This is a genomic window from Streptomyces litchfieldiae (assembly GCF_031845365.1).
Taxonomy (GTDB): Bacteria; Actinomycetota; Actinomycetes; order Streptomycetales; family Streptomycetaceae; genus Streptomyces; species Streptomyces litchfieldiae.
The window spans coordinates 48747-66646 of sequence record NZ_JAVREL010000003.1 but is presented as its reverse complement, the minus strand read 5'-3'; the positions used below and the strand labels follow the sequence as shown (position 1 = coordinate 66646).

Below are 17900 nucleotides of genomic sequence, written 5' to 3'. Positions count from 1 at the left end.
GTCACTGCGACTTTACTCTGCGCGATCTTACCCATGGTGAGTAATCGCGCTGGTCTACACGAACGCCCCCGGGAGCAGCGACGCTTGTGCGCCTCAAGTACCCCCGCGACCGTGGGACCGGTCCGGGGGCGCGGCCAACGCTGCTGAAGGAGCGCTGACATGCCGAACCGTATCGCTCGGGTCTTCGACCATTGCTACTACTGCTGTTTCCCGCCCTCCGGTGCCTGTCGCCGAGCGGAGGCGACGTCGTGAGCGAGACCGGCTCGACGGTGCCGAACACCGAACGCGACCAGAGTGGGCCAGAGATGGGGTCCGCGGAAGTTGGTGAGGCACGGCCCCGTACGCCCGACGGCGGCGGCCGTGAAGAAGACCTCGGCGCCGAGCTTGCCGACCTGAACAGGCGGATCGACGAACACCTGAAGCGGTTGGCGGGCGCATGACGGGCTACGTTTCCCATGCGCCGGGCATGGGTCCTCTCCTCGGGCGGGCGGCCCGACCTCCGGTCGGCGTCCTGGTCTCCATAGAGGTCGACGCCTCCACGGTCCGGCGCGGAGATCAGATCATGGTGGGCGGCCAGGCACTATTGGTCCTCGACATGATGAGCCTCGCCCGGGGCGGCAAACGTCTGCACTTCGCCAGCGGCGAGAGCCTCACCATGTCCAGCACGACCGTGCTGTGGGCCGCCCGCCGTATCAACCCTCGCCTGGCACGCCGGCGGTAGCGCCGACCGCCCCACATCAACCGACGACCGGACCACCCCGGAAACCTGGCTGGCAGCGGGTGGTCCGGCCCGGGATTCCGCGACCAGTCGCAGTCCGGCGAGGCTCCAACCTGGATGATGGTCAGTCGTCGTGCCACGCCGCACTCGTCTCATCGGTCACGGTCGTCGGGGCCACGGCCGCATCGTTCGCGAAGTGCTCGTCGACGGGGTGAGAAGCCAAGAAGTCCTTGATGGCGGCGCCGTTGCCCATTGGGTGGGAGAGAACGTCGCAGGGCAGCGCGCACGCACCTGCACGGTGTAGCGGCGGTCGGGGTCGTGGGTGGGAGAGCACGTCGCAGGGCAGCGCGCTCCACTTCTCGCCGTCATGGTCCTCCCCTGGTCCTGGGCGCTCTGCTCTCGGCTAATCTGCCACGGGCCGAGATTCCTTACCGGGCAACGCCATTGGGCCGACAGTGGAGACCGCGGCGAGCAGCCGTGTGACCCACCAGGAGGACCGATGGCAGCACTCATCGCCGGTCGTGACCCGGCTTCGTATCCGCGAGCCGCCGAGGGCGACACGGCTCCGACCCGTTTTGACGACCATCTGTCCGAGCAACTGCTTACGCAGCGCATCGTCTTCCTCGGGACGCAGGTCGACGAGGTGTCCGCGAACCGGGTCTGTGCGCAGATGCTCCTTCTGTCGGCGGAGGATCCGCGCGCCGACATCAGTCTCTACATCAACTCACCGGGCGGCTCGGTGGCGGCCGGGCTGGCCATCTACGACACCATGCGGCTCATCCCCAACGACGTCTCCACGCTGGTCATGGGGTTCGCCGCCAGCATGGGGCAGATCCTGCTCACCGTCGGCACCGCCGGGAAGCGCTACGCGCTGCCGAACGCGCGGATCATGATGCACCAGCCGTCGGCCGGCATCGGCGGCACCGTCTCGGACATCGAGATCCAGGCGGAGAACCTGGAGTACATCAAGAAGTCGGTCGAGGGGATCCTCGCCGAGCACACCGGGCAGACCGTGGAGACGATCTCCCGCGACAGCGACCGCGACCGGTTCTTCACCGCCGAACAGGCAAAGGAGTACGGCATCATCGATCACGTCGTGGTGTCGCTCGACGACATCCGGCCGGCCGGTTCGCGGCGACGGACGGGGTTCTGACATGGGCCAGTACACGATCCCGACCGTCGTCGAACGCACCCCGCAGGGCGAACGCGCCTACGACGTCTTCAGCCGGCTGCTGTCCGAGCGCCTGATCTTCCTCGGCACCGAGATCGACGACGGCGTCGCCAACGTCGTCATCGCGCAGCTCCTCCACCTGGAGGCGTCCAACCCGGACCAGGAGATCGCCATCTACATCAACTCCCCGGGCGGCTCGTTCACTTCGCTCATGGCCATCTACGACACCATGTCGTTCATCGGCGCGCCGATCTCGACGTTCTGCGTCGGGCAGGCCGCCTCCACCGCCGCGGTGCTGCTGGCCGGCGGCGCCCCCGGGCGGCGGGTCGTTCTCGAACACGCCCGGGTGCTGCTGGGGCAGCCGGCGAGCGCCGGGCGGCAGGGCACGGTCTCGGATCTCAGCCTCCAGGCCAAGGAGATGATCCGGATCCGCTCCCAGGTCGAGGAGGTCCTGTCCCGGCACACGGGCCACGATGTCGCGACCCTCCGCGCGGACATGGACCGGGACAAGGTCTTCACCGCGCAGGAGGCCGTGGCGTACGGCCTCGCCGACCACGTGCTCAGCCGGCGGCCCCCCGTGGCCTGACCGCGTCAGGCCGCGAGCCGGACATCGCCCCGGCCCGGGGTGGTGCGCGCCCGGGCGGGGGGCCGGGCGCTCAGCTCCGCGACGGACGTCGCCGTCCCGTCGCGCTCGTCGGCGGCGGCGCGCGGCGCCGCTCGTTCGGGCCTGGGCCGGGGCCTCGGCTCCGCGTAACGGGCCAACTCGCCCTGGGCCCGGGCGAGGAGATCGGCCAGCCGGAGCCCAAGGGCCTGGGCGGCGGCCGCGAGGACCTCGGACGACGCCTCCTTGCGGCCGCGCTCCAGCTCGGAGAGATAGGGCATCGAGATGCGCGCGGCGGCGGCCACGTCCTTCAGGGTGCGCTCCTGGGCGAGGCGCTCGCCGCGCAGCACGTCACCGATGACGTGCCGCCACAGCGGCTCCTTCACCGGAGCCGGGCGCAGGGGGACGACGCGGGCGGGGTTCGACGCGTGGCTGCTCACCCCCTCAGCGTAGGAGCGTCCGGCCGGACTGACCCGGCGCGGCGTTCCGCCCCCCGCGAAATCGGCCGACCCTCAGTCCGGGAAGCCGGCGGCCACGGCCGTGGCGGCGGCGCGGAACTGGCCGAGCGGGTCGGGGCCGATCGGGCGCAGAACGACCGTGGTCGCCCCGGCGTGCCACAGCTCGGAAACGCGCTGGGCGGCGGTGGCCGGGTCGCCGGCCGCCACGAACGCCTCCTCGGGCGGGATGCCCAGCCAGCCGGCCTGGTCGGCGAGGACGGGCCCGACGCGCTCGGGGTCGTCCGGCACGCTCAGGTGCGTGAAGACGATCAGCTCGTGCGGCTGGGAGACCGCGGCGGAGGACCTGCCGCGCGCGATGTGGGCGAGCGCGGCGGCGATGTGCCGGGGGCCCTGGCCCTCGGCGATGATCGTGCCGTCGGCGGCGCGGCCGGACAGTTCGAGCGAGCGGGGGCGCACCACGCCCGCGACCACGGGCGGCGGGGTGGCCGGCGGGTGGACCAGGCGCACGCCCTCGACGCGCACGGCGCGGCCGGAGACATGCGCCTCCTCGCCGGCGAGGAGCGTCCGGACCGTGCCGATCGTCTCCTCCAGCAGCGCGAGCGGCGTGGTGGTGGCGGCGCCGACCTGCGCCATCCAGCCGGCGACGCCGTGGCCGATGCCCGCGACGAGGCGGCCGGGGAAGACGCGGCCCAGGGTGGCCAGCTCCATGGCGAGGAGGGCGGGGTTGCGCAGCGGCGCGGGGGCGATGCCGATGCCGACCCGCAGCCGGCTGGTGGCGGCGAGGGCGAGCGCCGCGGAGGCGATCGATCCCGCCCAGGTCAGGTCCTCCACGACCCACAGGTCGTCCGCTCCCAGCTCCTCGGCCGCGATGGCGAAGTCACGCAGGTCTTCGGGGCGTTGGTCCCGGTCGAACATCACGCCGAGGCGGGGCTTTCCGCTGGTCACAGTCGTCACTCCCCCACCGTACGACTCAGGGGTGCCGAGTTGCCAGGGGGTTGTGCCGGGCGCGGCGGTTGCCCGCGGGGCGGCGCGCGGCGTTCCGCGCACACCCCGCGGGCGGTGGGACGAGCCGGGTCAGGCGGGCAGGGCGCCCGGGCGGCCGGCCTCGACGACAAAGCTGCCGGCGGTCTCCACGGGGGCGCCCGGGGTGGTGACGTAGGGCACGACGCGGTAGTCCGCGCGCAGGTCGCGGTCGGTCAGGCGCAGAACGGTGTAGCCGCGCTGCGAGTTGTGCCAGCGGAGGTGCGGATTGACGCCGGTGGTCAGCCAGTTGCGGCCGACCTGGTCCATGGCCGCGCCGTCCTTGCCGGAGCTGATGGACGTGCCGGCGAACTCGGTGGCGACGACCGGGGAGCTCTCGTCGTCGAAGTCGAGCTTGAGGTCGGCGACGACGCTGCGGTGGATGTCGCCGGTCAGGACCACCGGGTTGCCGGCGCCGCTCTCGTGCAGGCCGGTCAGCAGCCGGTCGCGGGCGGCGGTGTAGCCGTCCCACATGTCGAGGCCGGAGGACAGGACGGCGGGGTCGGGGTTCTGGTCGACCTGGGCGATGAGCGTCTGGTTGGCCAGGACGTTCCACCGGGCGCCGGAGCGGGCGGTGCCGTCCAGCAGCCAGCGTTCCTGCTCGGCGCCGAGCATGGTGCGGGCGGGGTCGCGGCGTTCGGTGTCGCAGCCCGGCTTGGTGCCGTCGCCGCAGACCTGGTCGTCGCGGTAGGAGCGGGTGTCGAGGACGTGCAGGTCGAGCAGGCCGCCGAAGGGCAGCCGTCGGTACATGCGGACGTCCGCGCCGTTCGGCCGCTGCGGCAGGCGCAGCGGCAGGTGCTCGTAGTACGCCTGGAAGGCGGCGGCCTTGCGGGCGCGGAAGCCGTCGACGGTGTCGTCGGGGAGGCCGTCGTTGTCGAGCTGGGCGATGTCGCCGGCCCAGTTGTTCTCCACCTCGTGGTCGTCCCAGGTGAGGATCCAGGGGAACGCCTGGTGGGCGGCCTGGAGGTCGGCGTCGAGCCTGGTCAGCGCGTGCCGGTTGCGGTAGTCGGCCAGGGTGAGGGTCTCGCGCTGAAAGGAGGCGTCGAGTTCCATGCCGCGCACGCCGGCGGTGGCGCCGACGCCGTACTCGTACAGGTAGTCGCCGAGGTGCACCACGAAGTCCAGGTCCTCGGCGGCCATGTGGCGGTACGCGGTGTAGAAGCCCTCGTACCAGCACTGGCAGGAGGCGAAGGCGAACGACACGTCGCCGCGCCGGGTGCGGGCGTCGGGGGCGGTGCGGGCGCGGCCGACCGGGCTCAGGTCGCCGCCGGCGCGGAACCGGTAGAAGTAGTCGCGGCCGGGCTCCAGGCCGTCCGCCTCGACGTGGACGGAGTGGCCGAGTTCGGGCACGGCGTGCGTGGTGCCCTGGCGTGCCACCCGGCTGAACCGCTCGTCGCTGGCGATCTGCCACTGCACGGCGACGCGCCGCTCGGGCATGCCGCCGCGGCCGTCGAGGGCGAGGGGGTCGGGGGCCAGGCGCGTCCACAGGACGATGCCGTCGGGCGTGGGGTCGCCGGAGGCGACGCCGAGACGGAAGGGGTCGCCGGGGAAGCGGGGGCTGGCCCAGGCGGTGCCGTTGCTGAATCCGGCGGCGAAGAGGCCGAGCGCGGCGGCTCCGGCCCCGGCGCTGCCGAGGAGGCGGCGTCTGGTGAGATCCATCGAAGAACCTGCCCGTCTGTGCACGGTGGTACTGACGGGCCGCCACGATCGCGGCGGGCGGTGACGTTCGAGTGGAGGCTCGCCCTACGTTTCACCACCATCCGGGGAACAACGGCGCGGAGCGGGCCAATTGTCATACGTAACGGACCGCCCGGCGCCTGGGTGACCGGACCGTAGGGTGAGCCCATGGGCAGCGCGACGGTGAACGGCATCACGATCGAGTACGACGACCTGGGTCCGGCGGCGGGGCCCGCGATCGTGCTGGTCCACGGCCATCCGTTCCACCGCGGCATGTGGGCGCCGCAGACGGCCGCGCTGACCGCCGCCGGGTGGCGGGTGATCGCGCCCGATCTGCGGGGGTACGGCGGGAGTCAGGTGGTGCCCGGGCACACCCCGTTCGAGGTGTTCGCGCGGGATGTCGCCGCGCTGCTGGACCTGTTGGGCGTGGAAGAGGCGGTGCTCGGCGGGGTGTCCATGGGCGGGCAGATCGTGATGGAGTTCCACCGGCTCTTCCCGGAGCGGGTGACGGGCCTGGTGCTGTCCGACACCCAGCCGGTGGCGGAGGACGCCGAGGGCAGGGCGTTCCGCTTCGCCATGGCCGACCGGCTGCTCGCCGAGGGCATGGCCGGGTACGCGGCCGAGGTGATCGACAAGATGCTCGCGCCGTACAACGTGACCGGCCTGCCGGAGGTGGCCGCGCACGTGCTGGACATGATGCGGTCCACCGCGCCGGAGGGCGCGGCGGCGGCGCTGCGCGGCCGGGCCGAGCGGCCCGACTACCGCGCGACGCTGCGCGCGGCGGCGGTGCCCGCGCTGGTCGTGGTCGGCGCCGACGACGTCTACACGCCGGTCGCCGACGCGGAGGCGATGCACGCGCTGCTGCCCGATTCGATGCTGGTGGTGATCGAGGGCGCCGGGCACCTGCCGGGTCTGGAGCGGCCCGAGGCGTTCAACGCCGCGCTGCGTCGCCTGACGGACCGTCTCGCTGCGGAAGCTCCGGAAGCTCCGGAAGCGGTATGAGGGTGCGGGCCAGGGCGTACGCCTCGGTGAGGTCGGCGCCACGGTAGCTGAGGGCGGCCAGGCCGGCGAGGTGGTGGTCGGCGTTGACGGCGACGGTGCGGCGCAGGCGGCGGAAGAGCGGGGCGTCGGACATGGAGTCGCCGTACGCGATGCTGTCGGCCAGGGGCAGTTCGTACCGGGCGCAGATCCGTTCCACGATGGTGACCTTGTCCTCGGGGGTCAGGATGTGCGCGGGGTCCAGCGGCCGGGTGAAGGGCGGATCGGGGAAACGGGAGGCCACCACCTCGTCGAAGCCGAGCGGCAGCAGGTGGCGCGCGAAGAAGTCGGGGGACATGGTGATCACGACCGACCGCTCCCCGCGCCGCCGGATGTCCGCGCAGACCTCCCGGATGCCCGCCAGCCAGGGCCCGGCGGCGAAGGCCGCGGCGACGGCGGCGGGGGTCAGCTCGCGCCACAGCGCGTGGAGCGCGGTGGAGAACCCGAGGGTGTTCAGCTCGCCGGCGACGAACCGCGCCTCCAGCTCGACGAGTTCGGCCAGGGTGCCGAACTGGCGGGCCACTTCGAGGTTCGCCGTCGTGCCGTGCAGCAGCGTGCCGTCCATGTCGAAGACGTGCAGCATCGATTCCCCTTCCGCCGGGCGCCGTTCGGGGGCGCGGAGCCCCCCTATCATCACCGGCCGGTGTCGATGTTGGCCAGGTAGCTGTCGGTGCCCTGCTCCCCGGCCACGGCGTCGCGCGGGATCAGCTCCTCCAGGCGCCGGAACACCTCGTCGTCCAGGGTGAGTTCGGCCGCCGCGGCGTTCGCGCGGACGTTGGCCGCGCGGCGGGTGCCGGGGATCGGGAAGGTGTCCTGGCGCAGCACCCAGGCCAGCGCCAACTGGGCGGGGGTCACGCCGACATCCGCGGCCAGCACGGCGAGCGCGTCGGCCAGGGAGACGTTGCGGTCCAGGTTGCCCGGCTGGAAACGCGGGGTGGCGCGCCGCCAGTCGCGCGGTCCCAGGTCACCGACGCCGCGCAGTGAGCCGCCGAGGAGTCCCCGCCCCAGCGGGCTGTAGGCGACGAACGCGACGCCCAGCTCCCGGCAGACGGGCAGCACCTCGTCCTCCGGGCCCCGGCTCAGCAGCGAGTACTCGGTCTGGAGCGCGGCAATGGGGTGCACCGCGTGGGCCCGGCGCAGCGTGGTGGCCGAGACCTCGGACAGCCCGATGTGCCGGATCTTCCCCTCCGCCACCAGCTCGGCGAGGGCGCCGACCGTCTCCTCGATGGGCGTCGTCGGGTCGAGCCGGTGCAGGTAGTACAGGTCCACGTAGTCGGTGGCCAGCCGGCCGAGGCTGGCCTCCAGCGCGCCGCGCACATACTCCCGGCGTCCCATGCCGGGCACCAGCAGGCCGTCCGGGCCCTCGTTCCCGCCGAACTTGGTGGCGAGCACGATCTCCGCGCGGCGGGCCCCCAGCACCCGGCCGATCATCCGCTCGCTGTAGCCGTCCTCGCCATAGATGTCCGCGGTGTCGATGAACGTGATGCCCGCGTTTACCGCGGCGGTCAGCGCGGCCTCGGCCTCCTCCGCGGCGACCTCGTCGTAGAGGCCGGGCGCCAGCGTCATGGCCCCGTACCCCAGCGCCGACACCTCGGGTCCGTGACTCCCGAGCTTGCGGTAACGCACGATATCTCTCCCCTTGTCGGGTCTGCTCCGGCTGCGTGGGGGATGCCCCCGGGCACCATCGTGCGACGCCGGCCGCCCGCCAGCCAGTACCCCACGGGGGCCAGCCGCGGCGGGGCCAGCCCCGGGAGGGCTACCCGGCGGGGGCCGGGGTCTGTCTTTCGGATCTCCGTGGATGAGCGAGCGGCGGCAGATGCGGTCAATCGCAAGGCGGAGTATCGCAGCTCGTACTTGGCCGTACTCGCGCGATGCGACAACGCAGCGAGTGGCCGTAGCTGTCGTCGCGAGCCCGCGGAGATCCGAAAGGCAGGCCCTGCCGGGCACACTGGGGGCATGGCGACACGAGAGCTCGCGGCGTTCCTGCGGACGCGCCGGGACCGGATCCAGCCCGCGGCCGTCGGTCTGCCCGCCGGCGGCCGGCGCCGCTCGCCCGGGCTGCGCCGCGCGGAGGTGGCGCAGTTGGCCGGGATCAGCCCGGACTACTACATGCGGCTGGAACAGGGCCGCGACACCCACCCCTCGGCCGCCGTCCTGGACGGCCTCGCCCGCGCCCTGCGCCTCAACGACGACGAGCGCGACCACCTCTACCACCTGGCGCGCGCCACCCCGGCGCCGCCCCGGCGCCCCGCCGACCCGCATGTGGACCAGCCGCTGCGCCGGCTGCTCGACCTGCTGGACCCGGTCCCGGCGTATGTGCTCAACGGCCGCCTGGACGTGCTCGCCTGGAACCGGATGGGCGCCGCCCTCATCACGGACTTCTCCCAACTGCCGCCCGAACGGCGAAATATGCTCTGGTTCGCCTTCCGCGACCCGCTGGCCCGCACCCTCTACGCCGACTGGGAGTGGATGGCCCGGCACGGCATCGCCCAGCTCCGCACCGCGACCGGCCGCGCCCCGGACGACGCCGCCAACAAGGCGCTCGTCGGAGAACTGGCCGTGCACAGCGCCGAGTTCCGCACCTGGTGGGCGCGGCACGACGTGAAGGGGCCGGGCCCCGGCCGCAAGGAGCTGCACCATCCCCGGGTGGGGCGGCTCGTGCTGGACTGCCTGGCGATGCTGCTGCCGGGCACACCGGACCACCAGTTGGTCACCTACACGGCGCCCGAGGGCAGCCCGTCCCAGGCCGCGCTGGAGGAACTGGCCGCGCTGACGGGACCGGTCGAGGACACCGGGGCGCTCGCCACCCGCCCGGCCCGGGGCGCCGGTTGACGGGAGGGGTCCCCGCGTGCCCCGGCCACCATGGGGACTATGTCGGCGGCATGGGCAACGAGGGGAACGCGGCATGCGTGAGAGCACGCGGCTCGAGGTGCGGCGAATAGCCCGGGAGGTGGCCCGGGACGTGGTGCGCCAGGCATCCTCCAGCGCGGCGCTCAGCAGGTCGGCCCGTGCGACCGTGGAATCCCTGGCGGCCCGGGCGATGGCCGAGCGGCTGACGACCCGGCACGTCGACGACGAACTCGTGCGCGAGATCGCGCGGGCCTGCGCCACACAGGTCGCGGCCTCCAGCGCCCGGGACGCGCTGACCGAGACCAGGTCGACGTTCCTCCAGCAGGCGCGCGACGAGGCGGCGAAGGTCTTCGCCGAGGCCGTGCCGCCGGTCATCCAGGGCAACGTGCCCGGCGCCGAGCCGGTTCGCGTGTCGGGCCACACCCATGAGGTGCTGCCGGACGTCCTGCTGGTGCTCGCGGCGCGCTGCCACGCGCTGCTCGTCGGCCCGGCCGGGACCGGCAAGTCGATGATGGCGCGGCAGGCGGCCGAGGCGTTCGGCCAGGAGTTCCAGGCGCTGTCGCTGGGCCCCACCACCCCGATGAGCAAGATCTTCGGCTACTTCGACGCGCACGGCCACTACCACGACACCCCGTTCCGCCGGGCGTTCGAGCACGGCGGGCTGATGCTGCTCGACGAGCTGGACAGCGGCCACCCCGGGCTGCTCGCCGAGCTGAACCAGGCGCTGGCCCTGCGGGTCTGCGCCTTCGCCGACGGCATGGTCACCGCGCACCCGGACTTCCGGCTGGTCGCCACGGCCAACACCTATGGCACGGGCGGCGACCGGCAGTACGTGGGCCGGCAGGCGCTGGACGCGGCGACGCTGGACCGTTTCGTCATCGTGGACGTCCCCGTCGACGAACGCCTGGAGCGGCACGTCGCCCTGGCCCACGCGCCGTCCCGGCAGCAGGACGCGCGGTTCGTCCTCGACGAGGTGCGGCGGCTGCGCGCGACCGCGGCGGAGAAGCGGCTGCCGGTGATGTTCTCGCCGCGGGCCAGCATCGACGCGGCCAAGCTCCTGGAGGCCGGCGCCACCGTGGACCAGGCCATCCGCTGGCGGGTGATCCGCGGCATGTCCGACGCGCACCGCTCCGCCCTCGGGCTGGACGCGTGAGCGGCCCGCCGCCCACCGCCCACCGACTGCCGCCGCTGTGGTCCTGGCGGGAGTTCGTCGACCGGGCCCGGGCGCCGGACAGCATCCCGGACGGCGACGGCCGCCACAAGAGCGCCGCGTGGGCCGGCGCGGGGTGGGAGGAGGCGCTCCAACTGGCCACCGACGGCTGGGCCCAGGTCGTGCCGGAGGCCGACGTGAGCGTCGCGGCGCTGCGCGACCTGGCCCGGGACGAGGTGCTGACCACGGCGCTGGTGCCGGCCTGGGACGTCACCGGCAGCGAGGTGGACATCGGCGCCTATCTGGCCGGCGAGCCCGAGTGCATGGTGGACGCGGTGCCGCAACGGCTCTCCTCCCGGGGCCGGGTGGTGACCTTCCTGGTCCCGGCGGGCTACATCCACACCACCCCGCACGCCTCGGTCGTCAACCGGGGCATGGCCCTGACCGCGCTGTGCTCCGCCATCATCGCGGCGGGGCACAGCGTCGAGATCTGGTCCGGGTTCTGCGCGCACCTCGGGAAGAAGCGGTGCGCGGCGGTGGCGAAAGTGATTTCGGCGGCGGAACCGCTCGATGTGGGCCGGCTGCTCTTCGCCATGGCCCACCCCGCGATGCTCCGCCGCCTCTGGTTCGCCGTCTGGGACAGCGCGCCGACGCCGTTGGCCCGCATGATGAAGGACCGCGACTACGCGCACGAGCCCTACACCTGTTACCCGGAGGATCTCCCCGACGGTGTCGGAGACCCGTATGTGCTCCCGTTCCTGTCGCCGGCCGACGCGCAGTGGGCGACGTTCGACTCGGCGATGGCCTGGTGCCAGGGCGTGTTCGCGGAACTCGGCCTGATCCGGGACCGCTGAACGGTCCAGGTCCCAGGCCCTGTCCGGCCGATCTTGCCGGGCCCGCGACGCCATACACGGCACCTCGCTGCTCCCCCAGACTTCGTCCGGGAGGTGCCCCCAGTCGCATCGCGCGAGTACGTCCCCCAGCCTGGCGGCTGGGAGGTGCCCCCATCCGTACGAGCTGCGATCCGGTGCCTTGCGATGCACCGCGTCTGACGCCGCGGGCTGATCCGACCGGGAACTCGATACAGGCCCTAGAGGGGCACCACCTTCAGCGTGCGGTAGTCGTAGCCGTCCTGCGCGAACCCGGGGCGTTCCCAGTCGAATTCGACGTGCTGACCGGCGGTGAGGGAGCGGAAGCCCTTCATGTCGATGTCGCTGAAATGCGCGAAGCAGCCGCCCGGGGTCTCGGCCGAGTCGAGAACGCCCCAGCCCTCCTCGTCGTGCCACTCGCGGACCGTGCCGTGTGCCATGGAGAAACTTTAGCCAGCCTTCAGGCCGACCGGAAAACGAACAACGCCGGGGCCCGGCCGGGCCGTTCACTTTCGTTCACCTCCGGGACGGCCCGGGTCGGCGCGTTCGCCGCCGAGGCGGTCGGCCAGCTCGTCCAGGACCAGGGCCCGCCGGTGCACCTGGCCGGTGCGGTAGGCGGTGCGGCCGACGACCTGGCCGACCACCGGGACGGTGGCCAGTTGGAACACCGCGACCAGCGTCAGCGGCACCGCGTACCGCACCGGCACCTGAAGGGCCGTGCCCAGCAGCACCAGCAGCACGCCGAGCGTCTGGGCCTTGGCGGCGGCGTGCAGCCGGCACAGCGGGTCGGGGAAGCGCAGCACGCCGATCGCGGCCAGCAGGCAGAATGCGGCGCCGGCCAGCAGCGCGCAGGCCGCGACGGTGTCCCGGAGCACGGTCATCGCATGTCCTCCCGTTCCTCGACGAGATGGGCGGCGGTGATCGAGCCGATGAAGCCCAGCAGCGCGAGGACGAGCAGCAGCGGAACGGACGTCCCGACGTCGTGGGCGGCGACGCGGACCGCGATGCCCGTGACGATGAGCGTCACCAGGACGTCCAGCGCCACGATCCGGTCCAGCACGCTGGGGCCGCGCACCAGGCGGACCACGGTCAGCAGCGCGGCGGCGGACAGCAGCACGGCGGTGACCGTGTACACCTCGTTCATGTCGTGGTCTCCTTCGCGGAAGCGGGCGGCGCGGGCGGCACCGGGGGAAAGGCGGCGAGGGTGCCGCGTTCGGCCACGCGCACCGCGCGGCGCAGGTTCTCCGCGCCGCCGGGGCCGGCGACCGGTATCCCGTGCACGTACAGCAGCCGCCGGTCCCGGTCGATCTCCAGCACCAGGGAGCCGGGGCTCATCGTGGTCAGGTAGGCGGTGGCCGCGATCAGCAGATCGCTGTCCTCGGCCAGCCGCACCTCAACCACCGCCGCCGGCACCCGACGGCCGTGCCGCACCGCGGCCCACGCCACGTCCACCGCGGAGCCGGCGAGATCGGCCAGCAGATGGGCGGCCAGCGCCAGCAGCCGCAGCGGGCGGACGGTCACCCCGGGGTGGATCGGGGGCATGCGGAACGCCAGCAGCGTGCCGGCCGCGACCAGCAGGCCGCCGGTCAGCACGAGCAGGCTGAGCGATCCCCACAGCAGGATCCACAGCAGCCAGAGCCACAGGAGCATGGCCAGACGGTGGCGGGGCACGGGTCCTCCTCCTCAGCGGGCGAGCAGATCGGTGGCGGCGCGTTCGCTCAGCTCGGCCAGCGGGCCGGCGCCGGCCGCCAGCGCCAGCCCGACCAGCACCATGCCCGCGGTCGCGCCAACGGTGAGCACGGGCGAGGCGGGCGGCCCGGGGGCGGGCGCGGACAGCGCGCGCCACACGCGCAGCAGCGCGTAGAGCGTGAGCAGGCTGGTCAGCAGCGCGGTGGCGGCGACGGCGTAGGCGGCCACGCCGCCGTGCGCGGCGGCGGCCCGCAGCAGCGCGAACTTGGCGATGAAGCCGGAGAACGGCGGGATCCCGGCCATGCTGAGCGCGGGCAGCAGGAACAGGGCGGTGATCACCGGCGGCGTGCCGCGCTCCGGGCCGCCGTCCGCCGGCTCCATCAGGTGCAGCTTGGCGGTCCCGGTGCGGGCCACCACCAGGCCGGTGACCAGGAACAGCCCGGCCTGCACGACGATGTGGTGGACGATGTAGAGGATCGTCCCGGTGAACCCGGCGACATCGAAGAGCGACAGCCCGAACAGCATGAAGCCGATGTGGCTGACCAGGGTGAACGACAGCAGACGGTTGATGTCGTCCTGCGCGATGGCCCCCAGGATGCCGACGAGCATGGTCAGCATCGCGGCACCGGCCACCAGCCACCAGGTGTCCTCGCGCGGGAACAGCTCCGCCTGGGTGCGGATCATCGCGTACACGCCGACCTTGGTGAGCAGCGCCGCGAAGACCGCGGTGATGGGGGCGGGCGCGGTGGGGTAACCGTCCGGCAGCCAGAAGTGCAGCGGCACGACGGCGGCCTTGATGGCGAAGACGCACAGCAGGAACGCGCCCAGCGCCGCGCGGACCCCCTCGTCCAGCCCGGCGGTCCGCCGCCCCAGCTCGTCCAGGGCGACCGTGCCGGTGGCCGCGTACACCAGAGCGACGGCGGTGAGGAACAGCAGCGAGGACGTCAGGCTGGTCATCGTGTAGGTCATCCCGGCGCGCACCCGGGCCTCGCCCGCGTTCAGCGTGATCAGCACGTAGGACGAGGCGAGCATGACCTCGAACGCGACGAACAGGTTGAACAGGTCGCCGGTCAGGAACGCCAGCCCGACCCCGCCGACCAGCATCAGATAGGCGGGGTGGAACGGGACGGCGGTCTCGCCCGAACGCTCCGAGGTGCCCTGGCCGATGGCGAACAGCAGCACCGCGAGCGCCACCAGCACCCCGACCGTCAGCAGCAGCGCGGACAGCAGGTCGGCGGCCAGCGCGATGCCCAGCGGCGGCGGCCAGCCGCCGACCGCGACCCGGGCCGGCCCGTCGCGGTGCACGGCCACCAGCAGCGCGACCGCGTCGGCGAGCACGGCCGTCAGCACCACCACGGTCAGCAGCCGTTGCGCGGTGGTGTGCCGGGCCAGCACCAGGGAGCAGCCCGCCGCCAGCAGCGGCAGCAGCACGGGCAGCGACACCAGGACCCTCATCCGGCGTCCTCCTCCACGCCGAGGGCCGGCTCGTCGTCGGCGCGTTCCCGCACGGTGCCGATGCGCCGGTCCTCGACGTCGTCGCGAACCTCGTCGTGCCCGGACAGCCGCCAGGACCGGTAGGCGAGGGCGAGCAGGAACGTGGTCACGCCGAAGGTGATGACGATCGCGGTCAGCGCCATGGCCTGCGGCAGCGGGTCGGCGCCGCCGGTGGTCAGCAGGAGCAGGTTCGTGCCGTGGCCCAGCAGGATGAAGCCGAGCAGCACGCGGGTGAGGGACCGTTGCAGCATCAGCAGGACGCCGGTGGCGAACAGGCCGCCCAGCACCAGCGCCATGGTCAGGTCGAGGGCTCTCACCGGGCTCCCTCCGCGGCGTGCAGCAGCTTGAGGATCACGCCGACGACCAGCAGGTAGACGCCGATGTCGAAGATCAGGCTGGTGCTGACGTGCAGCCAGCTCGTCGCGGTCAGCGGCGCCGCGCCGAACGCCAGCGGCACCAGGCCCGCGCACGCGGCCACCGCCAGGCCGCCGCCCGCCAGCACGCCCGGGTCCACCGGCGCGGCCAGGCCCAGGTCGGTGCGCCCGCCCACGAGATAGCGCAGGACGAACGCCTGCCCGGCGACCAGGCCGCCGGCGAAGCCGCCGCCGGGCCCGTAGTGGCCGTGGAACAGGAGGAAGAGGGAGAGGACGAGGATCGAGCCGAACAGCGCGCGGGTCAGGATCTCCAGCAGCACCGACCGTTCGGCGCCGGGCCGCTCCCGGGCGCCGGGCAGCCAGTGTTCGCGCGGCGCGTCCCAGTGCGCGGCGGGCGACCGTTCGGCGTCCGGAACGCGGTGGGCCGCGCGGTCCGGGGGCGCGCCCGGCCCGGCGACGGGGGCGGCGTGGCTCGGCTCGGTGTCCTCGCCGCTCCACACCCGGATGAGGCTGACCACGCCGATCGCGGTGACCAGCAGCACCGAGATCTCCCCGAGCGTGTCCAGCGCGCGGTAGTCCACGATGATCGCGTTGACCGGGTTCTCGATGCCGGTGTCGGCCAGGTGCCGGGAGAAGTCCGGCGTCTCCGAGTCCGGCCGCCGCGCCCGGGTGGCGATGAACGCGAACACGCCGACGAGCGTTCCCACCGCCAGGGCGACGGTGACGCGCAGCCAGAACCCCGCGCGGGTGCGGTGCTCCGGCGTGAACCGGGGCGGCATCCGGCGCAGCACGAGCACCATCATGACCAGGGTCAGGGTCTCCACGAGGAACTGCGTGAGCGCCAGGTCGGGCGCGCCGCGCACGACGAACAGCACGGCCACGCCGTAGCCGACCGCGCCGGTCAGCAGCACGGCGGCCAGCCGGTGCCGGGTCGCGGCGACGGTGACGGCGGCGGCCAGCACGATGGCCGCCGGGGGCAGTTCGACCAGCGAGCGCCACAGGTCGACCGACCCGGTGGGGGAGGCGCCGGACAGCAGGGCCCCCGTGGTCACCAGCGTCACCGTGACCAGCACCACGGTGAGGTAGACGGGCAGCGAGCCGACCTGGGTGAAACGGGTGACGCGCACGGCCAGCCCGCCCAGGCCGCGGATCGTCGCCCGGTAGCCGCGCTGCGCCTCGGGCAGCCGGGGCAGCCGCGCGCGCAGCGCGGCCAGCCGCCGGTGGCAAAGGTGCAGCGCGAGGCCGGCGGCCACGGTTATGGCGGACAGCAGGAGGACATCGGTGAAGCCGTGCCACAGCGCCAGGTGGTAGGGCTTGGCGCCCGGCGGATCGTGGTACGCGTCGGCGTAGGGCGCGGCCAGGGCGTCGGCGCTGGTCGGCAGCAGGCCGACGGCGGCGCCGAGCACGGCGGTGGCCCCGGCGGGGGCGAGGAAGCCGGCCGGCGGCCGCTCGGCCGGGGTGTCCGGCAGGCCGGGTTTGGCCGCGAAGGCGCCCCACAGATAGCGCGCGGCGAGCGTGACCGTGAGCACCGAGCCGAGGAACAGCGCGGCCGTGGTCCAAGGCGTTCCGGCCACCTCGCCGCTCAGGAACGCCTCGTAACGCGCCTCCTCGCCGACGAAGCCGATGAGTGGCGGCAGCCCGGCCATCGACCCGGCGGCGAGTGCGGCCACGGCGAACGTGCCCCGCAGGCGCGCGCCCACCCGCGAGAGCCGGCGCAGATCGCGCGCGCCGGCCTGGTGCTCCACCACGCCGGTGACCATGAACAGGCAGGACTTGAACAGCGCGTGGGCCAGCAGCATCGTTTCGCCCGCCAGCGCGGCGGTGCGCGTCCCGGCGCCCAACAGCGCGATGATCAGGCCCAGTTCGCTGACGGTGCTGTAGGCCAGCAGCCGCTTGAGGTCCGTCTCGCGCAGCGCCCGCCAGGCGCCCATGACCATGCCGGTCAGCGCGACGGTCAGCACCAGCGGGCGCCAGGGGCCCACCTCGGCGAAGCCGGGGGCGAACCGCCCCACCAGATAGACGCCGGCCTTGACCATGGCCGCCGCGTGCAGATACGCGCTGACCGGCGTGGGCGCGACCATGGCGGCCGGCAGCCAGGAGTGGAACGGCGGCTGCGCGGACTTGGTGAACGCGCCCACCAGCACCAGCACCAGCGCGACCGGGACCAGCCCGCCGCGCGGCGGATCGGCCAGCAGTTCGGAGATGCGGTAGGTGCCGGCGACCCGGCCGAGCAGCACCAGGCCCAGCAGCATCGCGAGGCCGCCGCCCACCGTGGTCAGCAGCGCCTGCTCGGCGGCCCGCCGCCGGCCGGTGTCCGGGCGGCGGCCGGCGATGAGCAGGAACGACACGACCGTGGTCAGTTCCCAGAAGGTGTAGAGAAGCAGCAGGTGGTCGGCGAGGACCAGGCCGAGCATCACCCCGGCGAACGCCAGCAGCCAGGCCGCTTCCCGGCCGGCCCCCGGGCCGTGGTGGTAGCGCGCGCCATAGGCCAGGACCAGCGCGCCGATGCCGCTGACCACCAGGACCATCACCAGCGCCAGCGCGTCGAGCCGGAACTCCAGCCGCAGGCCCAGCGACGGCGCCCAGGCCAGGCTCTCGGTCACCGGCCGCTCGTCCAGCACCCGCTCCGTGTGCGCCAGGGCCCAGCCGACCGCGGCCAGCGGCGGCAGCGCGGCCACCGCCCAGACGGCCCGCCCGAGGCGCGGCGCCAGCGCCGGGAGCGTCGCGGCGACGCAGAGGTGGGCGACGACCAGCACCAGCATGCCGCCGCTCCTTAGCCTCGCGCGTCTCG

General features: G+C 73.5%; 21 protein-coding genes. 8 read left to right on the top strand and 13 right to left on the bottom strand.

Annotation, left to right across the window (positions count from 1 at the left end):
- Positions 1-248: 248 nt before the first annotated feature.
- Together RM590_RS06845 and RM590_RS06840 are read left to right on the top strand one after the other, a co-directional pair.
- Positions 249-440 carry a hypothetical protein gene (locus tag RM590_RS06845; RefSeq protein WP_311703480.1) on the top strand — a complete coding sequence of 64 codons (192 nt, stop codon included), beginning with the start codon at positions 249-251 and terminating at the stop codon, positions 438-440.
- 26 nt (positions 441-466) lie between these two features.
- On the top strand, positions 467-721 hold the full coding sequence (locus tag RM590_RS06840; protein WP_311703479.1) for a hypothetical protein: 255 nt from the start codon (positions 467-469) through the stop codon (positions 719-721).
- 121 nt (positions 722-842) lie between these two features.
- On the opposite strand, the gene RM590_RS06835 is transcribed toward RM590_RS06840, so the two are convergent.
- Positions 843-971 carry a hypothetical protein gene (locus RM590_RS06835; RefSeq protein WP_311703478.1) on the bottom strand — a complete coding sequence of 43 codons (129 nt, stop codon included), beginning with the start codon at positions 969-971 and terminating at the stop codon, positions 843-845.
- Between the two features lie 246 nt (positions 972-1217).
- On the opposite strand from RM590_RS06835, the gene RM590_RS06830 reads away from it, so the two are divergent.
- Both RM590_RS06830 and RM590_RS06825 read left to right on the top strand, forming a co-directional pair.
- Positions 1218-1871, top strand: coding sequence for a ClpP family protease (locus RM590_RS06830; RefSeq protein ID WP_311703477.1), 654 nt, complete (start codon positions 1218-1220; stop codon positions 1869-1871).
- Between the two features lies 1 nt (position 1872).
- The gene (locus RM590_RS06825; RefSeq protein ID WP_311703476.1) at positions 1873-2475 is read left to right on the top strand and encodes a ClpP family protease; all 603 of its coding nucleotides are present in this window, start codon (positions 1873-1875) and stop codon (positions 2473-2475) included.
- A 5-nt stretch (positions 2476-2480) separates the two neighbouring features.
- On the opposite strand, the gene RM590_RS06820 is transcribed toward RM590_RS06825, so the two are convergent.
- The 3 genes from RM590_RS06820 to RM590_RS06810 all read right to left on the bottom strand — a co-directional run bounded on the left by RM590_RS06820 (position 2481) and on the right by RM590_RS06810 (position 5627).
- Positions 2481-2930, bottom strand: a complete 450-nt coding sequence (locus RM590_RS06820; protein ID WP_311703475.1) for a helix-turn-helix domain-containing protein — start codon at positions 2928-2930, stop codon at positions 2481-2483.
- 72 nt (positions 2931-3002) lie between these two features.
- Positions 3003-3863, bottom strand: a complete 861-nt coding sequence (locus RM590_RS06815; protein WP_311703824.1) for an LLM class flavin-dependent oxidoreductase — start codon at positions 3861-3863, stop codon at positions 3003-3005.
- Positions 3864-4022: 159 nt separating this feature from the next.
- Positions 4023-5627, bottom strand: a complete 1605-nt coding sequence (locus tag RM590_RS06810; protein ID WP_311703474.1) for an alkaline phosphatase D family protein — start codon at positions 5625-5627, stop codon at positions 4023-4025.
- Between the two features lie 186 nt (positions 5628-5813).
- On the opposite strand from RM590_RS06810, the gene RM590_RS06805 reads away from it, so the two are divergent.
- On the top strand, positions 5814-6647 hold the full coding sequence (locus RM590_RS06805) for an alpha/beta fold hydrolase (RefSeq protein ID WP_311703473.1): 834 nt from the start codon (positions 5814-5816) through the stop codon (positions 6645-6647).
- On the opposite strand, the gene RM590_RS06800 is transcribed toward RM590_RS06805, so the two are convergent.
- A complete protein-coding gene (locus RM590_RS06800) occupies positions 6577-7266 on the bottom strand; it encodes an HAD family hydrolase (protein WP_311703472.1) in 690 nt (229 codons plus the stop codon). The genes RM590_RS06805 and RM590_RS06800 overlap by 71 nt on opposite strands.
- Before the next feature lie 50 nt (positions 7267-7316).
- A complete protein-coding gene (locus RM590_RS06795; RefSeq protein WP_311703471.1) occupies positions 7317-8309 on the bottom strand; it encodes an aldo/keto reductase in 993 nt (330 codons plus the stop codon).
- 330 nt (positions 8310-8639) lie between these two features.
- Here RM590_RS06795 and RM590_RS06790 point away from each other — a divergent pair, with 330 nt between their 5' ends.
- The 3 genes from RM590_RS06790 to RM590_RS06780 all read left to right on the top strand — a co-directional run bounded on the left by RM590_RS06790 (position 8640) and on the right by RM590_RS06780 (position 11537).
- Positions 8640-9515, top strand: coding sequence for a helix-turn-helix transcriptional regulator (locus tag RM590_RS06790; RefSeq protein ID WP_311703470.1), 876 nt, complete (start codon positions 8640-8642; stop codon positions 9513-9515).
- Between the two features lie 73 nt (positions 9516-9588).
- On the top strand, positions 9589-10686 hold the full coding sequence (locus RM590_RS06785) for an AAA family ATPase (protein ID WP_311703469.1): 1098 nt from the start codon (positions 9589-9591) through the stop codon (positions 10684-10686).
- Positions 10683-11537 carry a DUF7192 family protein gene (locus RM590_RS06780; RefSeq protein WP_311703468.1) on the top strand — a complete coding sequence of 285 codons (855 nt, stop codon included), beginning with the start codon at positions 10683-10685 and terminating at the stop codon, positions 11535-11537. Before RM590_RS06785 ends, RM590_RS06780 begins: the two co-directional genes overlap by 4 nt.
- Before the next feature lie 236 nt (positions 11538-11773).
- Here RM590_RS06780 and RM590_RS06775 read toward each other — a convergent pair whose 3' ends face one another.
- The 7 genes from RM590_RS06775 to RM590_RS06745 form a co-directional block, all read right to left on the bottom strand.
- Positions 11774-11992 carry a cold-shock protein gene (locus tag RM590_RS06775; RefSeq protein WP_311703467.1) on the bottom strand — a complete coding sequence of 73 codons (219 nt, stop codon included), beginning with the start codon at positions 11990-11992 and terminating at the stop codon, positions 11774-11776.
- Between the two features lie 66 nt (positions 11993-12058).
- Complete coding sequence (gene mnhG / locus RM590_RS06770; protein WP_311703466.1) at positions 12059-12433, bottom strand: monovalent cation/H(+) antiporter subunit G; 375 nt, start codon at positions 12431-12433, stop codon at positions 12059-12061.
- On the bottom strand, positions 12430-12696 hold the full coding sequence (locus RM590_RS06765; protein WP_311703465.1) for a monovalent cation/H+ antiporter complex subunit F: 267 nt from the start codon (positions 12694-12696) through the stop codon (positions 12430-12432). The genes mnhG and RM590_RS06765 overlap by 4 nt, the downstream gene beginning before the upstream one ends.
- Positions 12693-13223 (bottom strand): Na+/H+ antiporter subunit E, encoded by a 531-nt coding sequence (locus RM590_RS06760; RefSeq protein WP_311703464.1) that lies wholly within the window; start codon positions 13221-13223, stop codon positions 12693-12695. The genes RM590_RS06765 and RM590_RS06760 overlap by 4 nt, the downstream gene beginning before the upstream one ends.
- 12 nt (positions 13224-13235) lie before the next feature.
- Positions 13236-14696 (bottom strand): proton-conducting transporter transmembrane domain-containing protein, encoded by a 1461-nt coding sequence (locus RM590_RS06755; RefSeq protein WP_311703463.1) that lies wholly within the window; start codon positions 14694-14696, stop codon positions 13236-13238.
- Positions 14693-15052 carry an NADH-quinone oxidoreductase subunit K gene (locus tag RM590_RS06750; RefSeq protein WP_311703462.1) on the bottom strand — a complete coding sequence of 120 codons (360 nt, stop codon included), beginning with the start codon at positions 15050-15052 and terminating at the stop codon, positions 14693-14695. Before RM590_RS06750 ends, RM590_RS06755 begins: the two co-directional genes overlap by 4 nt.
- Complete coding sequence (locus tag RM590_RS06745; protein ID WP_311703461.1) at positions 15049-17871, bottom strand: Na+/H+ antiporter subunit A; 2823 nt, start codon at positions 17869-17871, stop codon at positions 15049-15051. The genes RM590_RS06750 and RM590_RS06745 overlap by 4 nt, the downstream gene beginning before the upstream one ends.
- Positions 17872-17900 lie beyond the last annotated feature (29 nt).

Bases quoted from the DNA above. Each gene is read 5' to 3' on its own strand.
- RM590_RS06840 (WP_311703479.1), top strand. From the start codon at position 467: ATGGGTCCTCTCCTCGGGCGGGCGGCCCGACCTCCGGTCGGCGTCCTG.
- RM590_RS06835 (WP_311703478.1), bottom strand. From the start codon at position 971: ATGGGCAACGGCGCCGCCATCAAGGACTTCTTGGCTTCTCACCCCGTC.
- RM590_RS06830 (WP_311703477.1), top strand. From the start codon at position 1,218: ATGGCAGCACTCATCGCCGGTCGTGACCCGGCTTCGTATCCGCGAGCC.
- RM590_RS06825 (WP_311703476.1), top strand. From the start codon at position 1,873: ATGGGCCAGTACACGATCCCGACCGTCGTCGAACGCACCCCGCAGGGC.
- RM590_RS06815 (WP_311703824.1), bottom strand. From the start codon at position 3,863: ATGTTCGACCGGGACCAACGCCCCGAAGACCTGCGTGACTTCGCCATC.
- RM590_RS06810 (WP_311703474.1), bottom strand. From the start codon at position 5,627: ATGGATCTCACCAGACGCCGCCTCCTCGGCAGCGCCGGGGCCGGAGCC.
- RM590_RS06805 (WP_311703473.1), top strand. From the start codon at position 5,814: ATGGGCAGCGCGACGGTGAACGGCATCACGATCGAGTACGACGACCTG.
- RM590_RS06800 (WP_311703472.1), bottom strand. From the start codon at position 7,266: ATGCTGCACGTCTTCGACATGGACGGCACGCTGCTGCACGGCACGACG.
- RM590_RS06790 (WP_311703470.1), top strand. From the start codon at position 8,640: ATGGCGACACGAGAGCTCGCGGCGTTCCTGCGGACGCGCCGGGACCGG.
- RM590_RS06785 (WP_311703469.1), top strand. From the start codon at position 9,589: ATGCGTGAGAGCACGCGGCTCGAGGTGCGGCGAATAGCCCGGGAGGTG.
- RM590_RS06775 (WP_311703467.1), bottom strand. From the start codon at position 11,992: ATGGCACACGGCACGGTCCGCGAGTGGCACGACGAGGAGGGCTGGGGC.
- mnhG (WP_311703466.1), bottom strand. From the start codon at position 12,433: ATGACCGTGCTCCGGGACACCGTCGCGGCCTGCGCGCTGCTGGCCGGC.
- RM590_RS06765 (WP_311703465.1), bottom strand. From the start codon at position 12,696: ATGAACGAGGTGTACACGGTCACCGCCGTGCTGCTGTCCGCCGCCGCG.
- RM590_RS06755 (WP_311703463.1), bottom strand. From the start codon at position 14,696: ATGAGGGTCCTGGTGTCGCTGCCCGTGCTGCTGCCGCTGCTGGCGGCG.
- RM590_RS06745 (WP_311703461.1), bottom strand. From the start codon at position 17,871: ATGCTGGTGCTGGTCGTCGCCCACCTCTGCGTCGCCGCGACGCTCCCG.